General features: G+C 46.0%; 8 protein-coding genes, 1 tRNA gene and 1 pseudogene. 7 read left to right on the forward strand and 3 right to left on the reverse strand.

Annotation, left to right across the window (positions count from 1 at the left end; all coding sequences use genetic code 11):
- From B7L70_RS13550 to B7L70_RS10605, 6 genes and pseudogenes are all read left to right on the forward strand, one after another.
- Nucleotides 1-306, forward strand: a pseudogene (locus B7L70_RS13550) (NAD(P)/FAD-dependent oxidoreductase); the annotation flags it as partial.
- A 38-nt stretch (nt 307-344) separates the two neighbouring features.
- Entirely contained in the window at nt 345-1235 is an 891-nt protein-coding gene (locus B7L70_RS10585) for a polyprenyl synthetase family protein (RefSeq protein WP_081228085.1), read from the forward strand.
- Nucleotides 1236-1331: 96 nt separating this feature from the next.
- Complete coding sequence (locus tag B7L70_RS10590) at nt 1332-1856, forward strand: CopG family transcriptional regulator (protein WP_081228088.1); 525 nt, start codon at nt 1332-1334, stop codon at nt 1854-1856.
- Between the two features lie 525 nt (nt 1857-2381).
- Nucleotides 2382-2484, forward strand: a tRNA-Ser gene (locus tag B7L70_RS10595).
- A gap of 44 nt (nt 2485-2528) precedes the next feature.
- Nucleotides 2529-4880: a M1 family metallopeptidase gene (locus B7L70_RS10600; RefSeq protein WP_081228091.1), complete on the forward strand. Its 2352-nt coding sequence runs from the start codon at nt 2529-2531 to the stop codon at nt 4878-4880.
- 35 nt (nt 4881-4915) lie between these two features.
- Complete coding sequence (locus B7L70_RS10605) at nt 4916-6025, forward strand: M42 family metallopeptidase (RefSeq protein ID WP_081228093.1); 1110 nt, start codon at nt 4916-4918, stop codon at nt 6023-6025.
- Here B7L70_RS10605 and B7L70_RS10610 read toward each other — a convergent pair.
- The 3 genes from B7L70_RS10610 to B7L70_RS10620 are packed head-to-tail and all read right to left on the reverse strand — an operon-like array spanning nt 6015 to nt 9078.
- Nucleotides 6015-7433, reverse strand: a complete 1419-nt coding sequence (locus tag B7L70_RS10610; protein ID WP_238376211.1) for a phosphoglucomutase/phosphomannomutase family protein — start codon at nt 7431-7433, stop codon at nt 6015-6017. The two genes, B7L70_RS10605 and B7L70_RS10610, sit on opposite strands and share 11 nt — an antisense overlap.
- Nucleotides 7434-7461: 28 nt before the next feature.
- Nucleotides 7462-8544: a glycosyltransferase family 4 protein gene (locus tag B7L70_RS10615; protein ID WP_081228098.1), complete on the reverse strand. Its 1083-nt coding sequence runs from the start codon at nt 8542-8544 to the stop codon at nt 7462-7464.
- 12 nt (nt 8545-8556) lie between these two features.
- The gene (locus B7L70_RS10620) at nt 8557-9078 is read right to left on the reverse strand and encodes a gamma carbonic anhydrase family protein (RefSeq protein WP_081228101.1); all 522 of its coding nucleotides are present in this window, start codon (nt 9076-9078) and stop codon (nt 8557-8559) included.
- 117 nt (nt 9079-9195) lie between these two features.
- Here B7L70_RS10620 and B7L70_RS10625 point away from each other — a divergent pair.
- Nucleotides 9196-9935: proteasome assembly chaperone family protein (locus tag B7L70_RS10625; protein ID WP_081228104.1), on the forward strand; the 740-nt coding region annotated here is incomplete at its 3' end.

Consider the following 9935-nt stretch of genomic DNA (forward strand, 5'->3'; position numbering starts at 1 on the left):
GCTGGCATTAACCCGGCAATGATTACTGCACACCTGCTTGGCGAGGCCCTAATTCGTGATGGGGATTACTCGGCGTCTATGAATAGGGTCTTTAGGCCTTTGATGGATAGGATGCTCCTCTTTAGGAGGATTGGTGATCCACTATTGATGAGCAGGGATGCCATGGAGAGGGCTATTAAATTGTCAAAAAGGGTGATTAGGGATTCTATCTACGAAGCGACTCTCTCATCAATGAGGTCTAACACGCTCATAAAATTCCTGATTAGCCAGCCATTGATTAGACTATTATCCTTAACGCACATGTAGTATTTATAAGGGCATCAGGTTAGTTGTGTTTGAATTAAATGGCTGTATTAAACCCAAGTAAGTACATGGAGTTACTGCCGATCGAAGTCAGGAAAATGCTTACTAGAGTCATTGAAACACTCAATCACTCATTCGATGGCATATGGATGCCTGAAAAACTGATGAATGCAACGTACCACTACATAAGGAATAGAGGTAAATTAATAAGACCAACACTCACCCTACTTGTGGCATACGCACTTGGCAATGGCTCATCATTCGAGAAATCAATATTGCCGGCAGCCTCCGTGGAGCTCATCCACATAGCCTCACTTCTTCAGGATGATATAATGGATGAACAAAGGATAAGGAGGGGCGTGCAGACGCCCTATAGTTTATTCGGTTCACACACTACGATGCTGGCTAGCGACTTAATAATAGCTAAGGCTGTGGAGCTTGCCGTAAAGAGCGGAGATAATGACATAGTATTTGAGCTACTTAACTCATCCGTTAAGTTGGCTGTGGGGCAGAACCTCGAAATGGAACTTGGAGGTAAGGATCACGTAACACTTGATGACTACCTCAAGCTCATTTATTATAAGACTGCATCGCTAATAGAGTCATCAATGATTGTGGGAGCTTACTCAGTGGGTGTTAAGGATGGCGATGTTATACGTAAAATTAGAGATGTTGGTAGATTTGTAGGTCTCGCCTTCCAGATTAGGGATGACCTGATCGATTACCTAAATATTGACGTTAAGAACCCCACCTTAGTTGATGATGAGGTAAATATAGTGAAGATATTGAGCAGAAATAATGGCGACATCAATGCATCAATAAATACCGCCAGGAAACTCCTAAATGAGATGCTCGATAATGCTATTGATGTCATTAAGACTACGATAAATAGCGATGTCCTTGTGAACTACATAAACCTGCTGAGGATTTAAAAAGCAATCAATTAGGAATTGCGGCGTAATAAAGCATGTATTACACACGTAAAATAAACCATCCCTAAATTTAAGCCCTAGGTAATGACATACTTGATGAGCGAGGTCTTTGTCGTTGATGACGTACCAATAAGGTATGAGGACCTATTCAGGGCACCCGAGAGGGATGGAGCTGTTGTTTCGGTTAGGGTTCACAAGTCGGTCAAGGAATTACTGGTAAAACTCGCAGAGAGGGAGGGGTTGGATGGGGTTTCGGAACTCCTTAGGTACCTCGTGGCTGGGTACATAATGGGCAAGTATAAACTGATCAAGCCCGAACCAAAGGTCATAACACAACCAATATTCCTAAACGTAAACATAAACAAAAAGGCAATTGAGGAGCATGTGGATACGGCACAAATGGGATTGAAAATAGAGATTGACGAATTAATAAAGGAATCAATGGACGTGATAGATAAGGTAAAGAAGGGACTAATCAATCCAAAGGGCAATGAATACATAAGAAGACTAAGAAACAAAGCCGTAAAATACATGATCAAATCACTGAGATACGGCATGGAAGAGGAATACGAAAAACTAAAGGCAATACAAATAACACTAACAGCAATGATCGAAGAATAACGAAACCCAACCACAATAACCAACATAAACACCCAGTGAATTCAAGGACTACGAATACGACACCAAAGCCAAGTCAAAGGCAACGAAGGAGTAAGCATAACCCAATAGCTTATGCATAGGGTACTAATAAATCGCAACAAACCAAAAAACAAACAACCTCACTGCCGCGCCATTTAGCTTAAAGTTCCACGTGAGGTTGACCACTATGTAAGCTAGATAAGTCGTGCCTGGTACTCAAAGACCGAAATGCACTTCACTACCACTTGGTGACGATACCCGGCATTGATGTATCGATGATGCAGAATTTGCAATAAATGAATTTACTATTAACTCATTTTTAACTCATTGTAATACTTATAACCTAAGATATGTTATCACGCCAAGCCTCAAACAATCAAAGTGACTAAGAAACAGGACGCACCTAATATATTACTAAGGAAAGCTGTATCAGAAATAAAAGAAACCACAATCAAGCCCTACACCTACGGAGAAAAGCATAAATAACGGTGAAGACAATTACCACAAGCCGGGGTGGCCGAGCCAGGTCCAAGGCGCAGGACTTGAGATCAAAAACAAGCAATCCTGTCCCCGCAAGGGGGCCCGGGTTCAAATCCCGGCCCCGGCACCAGGTACCATTAAGTTTATATTCGCATTGCGTTGTGTTGGATAATAATGTCTCGGGATGTGGGTGTTGATTTGTATGAGGTTGATTTGTACGTTAAATTTAGGGAGTTGTTGTATAGTGGGGTTGTGAGGATTCACGTTAGGTCTGGTGGGGATTTGCTTCTTAATGCCGTTGAGTTGAGTATAAGGTCTGTTAGGGTTAATGGTGTAGTTGTTGATTATAATTATGATGGTAGGGTTTTGAGGGTTAGGGGGCCTGTTGATGGTGTTGTTGAGGTGCAGTTTGAAGGTAAAGTTCCGGATAGGTTGTTGGGTATCTATAGGGCTCCATATCCTGGTGGGTATATAGTGACCACCCAATTTGAACCGACTGGTGCCAGGTACTTCATACCATGCATTGATAACCCAACTGCCAAGGCTAGGTTCAGGGTTAGGGTTTGGGTTGATGGGGATTACGACGTACTATTTAACACACCGCCAACTCGGGTGTACTGGGACGGAGGTTGGAAGGTCTTTGAGTTCGCCGAGATTCCGAGGATGTCTACCTACCTGCTTTACCTTGGTATTGGTAAGTTCTTTGAGCTCAGGGATAGGGTTGGCAATGTCGATGTTGTTTTCGCCACACCGTTGAGGGATAGGGTTAATGATGGTGCCTTTGCCCTTGACGTTGCTAAGAGGGTCCTTAACTTCTACAGCGATTACTTTGGTATACCCTACATGCTACCTAAGCTTCACCTAATCCACGTGCCTGAGTTTGCGGCTGGGGCTATGGAGAATTGGGGTGCCATAACCTTTAGGGAGGCGGCAATATTGGTTGGTAAGGGCAGTACTGAGTTGACTAGGAGGCGTGTTGCTGAGGTTGTGGCTCACGAGATTGCTCACCAATGGTTTGGTGACCTGGTTACCATGAGGTGGTGGGATGACCTCTGGCTCAATGAATCATTTGCAACATTCATGAGCTATAAGGCGTTGGACAGATTATTCCCAGATTGGGGTGTTTGGTATCGGTTTCTTGCCGATGAAACCACAGGATCAATGCTTAGGGATTCATTGATGAGTACACACCCTGTCCATGTGCCTATAAGGAGTGAGGAGGAGGCTTTCGAAATATTTGACGATATTAGTTATGGTAAGGGTGCATCGCTACTGAGGATGCTCGAGGGCTATGTGGGTGAGGAGGACTTCAGGAGGGGCCTTGGCAATTATCTGAGGAGGTTCTCCTACTCAAATGCCAGTGAGGATGATCTTTGGAGGAGTATTGAGGAGGTTAGTGGTAAGCCTATCATGAGGGTTATGAAGGCTTGGGTTGACAAGCCTGGGCATCCGGTCATCACTGTCGAGAGGCGTGGTGATGGGGTTGGATTGAGGCAGTACAGGTTTTTACTTAATGGTAACGTTAGTGATTCTTGGCCGGTACCCATAGTCTATAGGGTCAATGGTGAGGTCAGGAGGGCGTTGATGGAGGGTGATTCCACAGTACTCAATGAATCGCAACCCATGTTCCTTAATGTTGATGGTGTTGGTTATTACCATGTCAATTATGGTAATGACTTCTCAACGGCGTTGAGTAACGCAATTAATCATTTCGAGAGGTGGAGTGTGATTAATGATGCGTACCTACACCTACTTCAGGGATCCATCAGCCTTAGTGAATACCTCAGCCTTATTCGTTCATTAGCAAACACCGTTAATTACCTATTGACGTCTACGATAACCATGCAGTTAGGCACACTCTACTCAATAAGTCCTAACGCTGTTAAGGACGCGTTTATTGAGTACCTTAGGGCTCAGAGTAAAGGGCTAGAGGGGTTGGTTGGTTTGGATGACGTTAGGGAACTTGTGTTAGCTAGACGCGCCCTGGTTGATGAGACCTTCGCAAGATCCATAGCCGGCGAAATCACTAATTATACAAACCTTAAGCCCATAATGAGGCGTGCTGTTGCCAATGCATATGCTGTTGTCGGTGATAGACCCTTCGATGTACTTAAGTCTGTGTATAGGGCGGTGAGCACTGATGAGGATAGGGTTAGGGTGTTGTCGGCGATGCTCAGTACACCGAGGGTTGATGAGTACGCGAAGGTCCTTGACTTCCTGACCTCGGGTGAGGTTAAGAGACAGGATATCCAGTTATTTATTGTTGGTGCGGGTAATCCGTACGTTAGGGATTTGAACATTAAGTGGTTGATAAGCAACTACAAACTCTTCATCGAAGCTTATGGAGATCCGGGAGTTTTATCGAGAGTGTTTACGTACGCGATTCCCATGATTGGTATTGGGCATGAGAGAGAGGTTGAGGACTTCCTGAGAAGCCTTAACATACCTGGCGTTGGTATGGGCATTGAAGCAGGCCTGAAACTGCTAAGGGTATACTCGAGGGTCGCCAATTCACTTGGTCAGTAATGCTTATTTTAATTAATGACCTCAAGTTTTTCAACATGTCTGCACGGGAATTCATTCAGTTACTCAAGAAACTCTCGGAAGCGTTTGGACCATCAGGGTTCGAGGATGAGGTTAGGGACTTGGTAATTGATGAATTGAATCCGTACGTTGATGAGTTATTCATTGATAGGTGGGGTAATGTTATCGGTATCAAGTACGGTAAACAAAGAGACCTCAAAGCCATGGTCGCCGCCCACATGGATGAGATCGGGTTGCTAATTGATAACATTGATAAGAACGGATTCCTGAGGTTTAGAGCCATTGGTGGTTGGAATGAAGTCACGTTAGTTGGGCAGAGGGTCATTATTAAGGCATCAAATGGTAAGAAGGTCAAGGGCGTCATTGGGAGTAGACCTCCTCACGTGACACCACCTGGTAAGGAGAGGGAGGCCCCTGAGCTTAAGGATTTATTCATCGATGTCGGTGCATCGAGCGACGAGGAGGTTAGGAAGCTGGGTATTAACGTAGGTTCTGTTGCAGTGCTTGATAGGGAGTTCGAGGTACTCAATGAGAATGTGGTGACCGGTAAAGCCTTTGATGATAGGGTTGGCCTTGCGGTGATGCTTTGGGCAGCTAGGCAGTTGAGGGAGACCGAGGTCACCGCTTATTTCGTTGCCACGGTCCAGGAGGAGGTTGGTTTGAGGGGTGCCCAGGTGGCTGCCGATAGGGTATATCCCGATTTAGCGATTGCCCTGGATACGACAATAGCGGCTGACGTACCTGGTGTTGGTGAGAGGGAGTATGTTACGAGGATTGGTAAGGGACCGGCTATAAAGGTTATGGATGGTGGCAGGGGCAATGTATTTATTGCCCATCCCAAGCTAACGGGTTTCCTTGTTTCGGTCGCTGAGGAGCTGAAGATACCGTACCAGCTCGAGGTGTTGATCGGCGGAACCACTGATGCCTTGGGCATTGCCTTTAGGAAGGACGGTATACCCGCAACCACGATCTCCATACCAACCAGGTATGTGCATAGTCCCGTGGAATTGCTTAACATAAATGATGCCTTAAACGCCGCCAGGTTACTCGCTGAGACGCTGTCGAGGATTAATGAGACTTTTATTAAGGAGATTAGGGAGAAGTCGGTGAAGGCACTTACGGCTTAGGTAACCTATTCACAATCTCCACCGCCTTATTAATTAATTCCTCAACCCTACCCATGCTCAGGGCTTCACTGTATATCCTAAGCTTTGGCTCAGTACCACTACCCCTAATCAGTAGCCAGGAGCCATCGTCATACACGACCTTGACGCCATCGATTGTGATGAGCCTTGGGTTAGAACCGAGCGCACTGAATGCGTTGGCTAATGCTTCCCTATTCTCGTTAACGAACATCTTGGAGTTCCTCATATCAATATCAACCCTCTTGAAATACGCCCTACCATACTTGCCCCTCACATCGTCGATGAGGCCCGTTAAGTCACCGTACTCGGAGGCCATGGCTATTATTAGCGATGCCGTGTATATACCGTCCTTGTCAGGTATGTGCCATGAGTAAACAAGTCCACCACTCTCCTCACCACCCATGTCAACCTCACCATTGAGTATAGCCCTCGCGACGTACTTAACACCGACGGGAACCTCAACAACCTTGAAGCCATACTTAGCCGCTATCCTATCGAGTATGTGCGTTGTCGACACTGTCCTAACAATACCCTTCTTGATCATGGATGCTGACGCAAGCCTCTCAACAACTATTGGTAATATATCATTGGCGCTTAAGTACCCGTGCCTCTGGTCCACCAGTGCTATCCTATCTGAATCGCCGTCATGTGAAATGCCAACCTCGTATTTGCCACCCGTCACTTCCTGGATAAGCTCGGGTATGTTCTGGGGCTCTGGGTTTGGATCCCTACCTCCGAAGCTTGGGTCGTAATTACTGTGTATTTCGACAACGTCCATACCAAGCCTCTTCAATATCTCGCTCGTGTAGCCTATCGATGTTGCGTATATTGGGTCAACGATCACCTTAAACCTCCTCCTTGGCTTGAACATTTTCGTGACGCTGTCAATAACGTAATTTATGTATTCGGGAGCTGGGTCAACTGTTGGTACAGGCCTTAACTCAAGATCTCTGACGCTCCTGGCTATATCCTCCGCCTCTTCTTGGTATGTTTTTTCTATTTGGTTTGTGTCTTCTTCCTGGGCTGGTGCCCCTATTCGGCTTATTACCTTGAAGCCATTGTAAACGGGCGGATTATGACTAGCCGTGATCTGGATCACCAAATCAAAACCAAAACGAAAACCAAACCAAGCAACAACAGGAGTCGGGGTAGGTCTGTTAACCATGACAACGTCAATGCCATGATTAAGAGCCACGCTGGTGACTATCCTGGCAAAGTCCTGGGACTTCCTCCTGGCATCAAAACCAACCAACAAATGCCTCAACCCATACCTACGAGACCAATACCTAATTGTCGACTCGGCCAGGGTGGCGACGAGGTATTCCGTAAAATCCTCATCAATAACGCCACGAACGCCATCAGTACCAAAATGGAACTCCAACTTGCTCATCATGGTTTGATAAATTGATGCTTTTTATTTATTGCCCAATAATCCTCCTTATCAAATCCATCCAGGCCATCATCACAACACTCTCATCATACATTAGAGCCCTCTCCCTAGCCCTAACTCTCATATGCTCTGGGTAACCATCGTGCCAAAGCTTGATTGCCATATTAACTAAATCTTCAGGCGTATCCACCAACCAACCCGTCTCATTGTTTATAACAGTCTCCCCAGGGCCCTGCTTATTGTACGTAAGCACCGGCGTTCCACACGCCATGGATTCCACAGGGACATAACCGAATGGCTCATGAATAAATGGGAACACCGTGAACCTGGCATTTGCGTATAGCTTGGTTAGTTCGTCATCGCTAACCCGACCTCTATAGTCAATATTGCTATGTTTAGTGAACCACCTAGGCATCCAAGCAACCTTGGAGCCGAAGGCAACAATCTTAATGCCGTGATCGGCAATTCTCCTTAACACGTTGAATTGGGTCTCCTTGCCCACGTATGTTAAGACATAGTCATTACTTGGGTTGGTTACGGGCTTGAAGAAGGAAGTATCTATTGGTGGGTTTATAATACCGTGCACCTGGGCACCCCTTCTCATTACCATCTCCACAGAATACTTTGAATTCGCTACCACAAACGTCGAACTCGATAGAGCCTTGTGGTAGTTGGCATCGGCTTTCTTGATTATCGGTAACGAAAGCCTGTAAGCCACCCTATAGTGCCTAGGGAATTCTCTCACTAGATCGCTCAGTAGGTCACGTACATAGCCTTGGGCATAGAATATTGTGGATTTTATGTGGAGCTCAAATGATAAGTTTATACTCATGCAATCGCCCAAGTCAATATCGTGAATCTTGAATAGCGCATTCCTCATCCAAAGCCACAGATGCCCTAATCCGCCACCGATAGGTGGTTTGAGACCTAGCTCCTTAACCCTAAACCCGGCATTTACGAACTCGGTCTCAACCTGTGGTTCTACATACGGCGCCATCAATTCTACAATAAAACCCACATCAACTAGGTGTTTACCTAATAGGTAGGCAACCCTTATTGGTCCAGTTATCCCATCAACACCATCTGTTATTATTAAGACGCATTTTCTCATAATTAACATGACCTAGAGGTCAACTCCATTGTCTGTGTATAGCTTCACCAGCCTTAGGTAGGCGATATAGTTATTCCTTATGTACTCCCTATCCTCCTCCGTCGCCTGCCTAATAACCTTGGCAGGAACACCAACCGCTATGCTGTTTGGCGGTATCCTGGTTCCCTGGGTAACAACCGCACCCGCACCAATTATGCTCCCACTACCAACAACGGCGCCATTGAGTATTATGGCACCCATACCCACTATCACCTCATCCTCTATGGTGGCCCCATGCACAATAGCCCTATGCCCAATGGTCACACCGCGTCCAATCCTAACAGGAAAACCAGCGTCCGTGTGTATGACAGTTCCATCCTGCACATTCGAGTCCTTATCAATGAGCACGGAGTCCTCATCACCCCTGACCACGACGAAAGGCCATAGGCTCACATTATCGCCGATAGTTACATCACCAATCACATAAGCCGTGCTTGCAATGAAGACGCCCCTACCAATCCTCGGGACCTTATTACCTAGGCTTATCACAGGCATTGATAACCCTGAAGCAAAGCCTTATAAAAACATTAAGATTCTGATCATGTGTCATCACAAGTAACGTTCGACGTAAAGATCAAAACCATACCCAGAGACCCAAGGAACACACTCGTGATGGCATGCCCAGAACCAAGCTTAGCCTCGATAGTTAGCATCGAATATCTGGTTGAGGTGCTAAAGATGGAGGAGATTGGCTCAATAAAGCCCAGGAACCTTGTGCCAGTGATTACAGTAATAAATGGCGCGGCCAAGCTCCCCTACCTACTGTTTTATGATAAGGACCACGCCCTAGTGGTCATTAGGCAGCACGTACCAGTAACACCAGGCACCTATAGGCAATTTGTGAATAAGGTGCTCGATTGGGCCGAGGATAATGGAATTAACAGGGTTGCGTGCTTAACATCAACATCACTACTCGGCGAGAAGGAGCTAGATACGGTGTACTTCGTGAGCGAGGAGGCACATGTGGATGAGTACAAAAGTCTCGGCTTTGAGCCGCTGAAGGAAGCCACGATAACAGGTATTGAAGCCGTATTCCTCGATGCCGTGTTGTCGAGGAACATAAACGGCGTCCTATTGCTAGCCGAGTCCAAGGTCTTAACAACAATAAATAGGTTGTTAATGAGTGGCAAAATCGCCAATCATAAGGACCTGCTTGCAATACTTAACCAGACGGTTGGTCAATACGGACCTGACGTAACAGCAGCACTAAAGCTGGTTAAGGCGATTAGCAAATTGATCAATGCCGAGATCCCAATTGACCAACTAGCCGAGCACGCAAATAAGTACGCATTCCTCATAGATAAGAACCTCGAGGAGTACATGAAGCCACAAAAGGAGGAGATGCCTGTCTT

This window comes from Vulcanisaeta sp. EB80 (assembly GCF_002078205.2).